Here is a 316-nt window from a genome sequence, read left to right as displayed (position 1 = left end):
GTCCCCATTACCGTTTTGAGCCGCTGCCTGCAATTTGTCTTGCGCAACATGACTTCGCAACAGGTTGCCGACCACCTTGCCCATGTTTTAAACAACGAAAACATCGCCTATGAACCCGCCGCCCTGCAACTCTTGGGCCGTGCCGCCGCAGGCTCGATGCGTGATGCCTTAAGCCTGCTCGACCAAGCCATCGCCATGGGTTCGGGCAGCGTTGCCGAACAAGACGTCCGCCAAATGATAGGCGCGGTGGACAAGCAATATCTGTACGAACTGCTGGCGGGTATCGTCAATCAAGACGGCGAAGCCCTGCTGGCGA

Annotated in this window: 1 pseudogene; it reads left to right on the top strand. The window is 57.6% G+C overall.

Annotated elements, in window-relative coordinates:
• Positions 1 to 316: pseudogene (locus ACTHS3_RS17550) on the top strand (DNA polymerase III subunit gamma/tau); the annotation flags it as partial.

This window comes from Neisseria sp. P0009.S007, from assembly GCF_051962515.1.
This window is presented reverse-complemented; position numbering and strand designations above follow the sequence as displayed.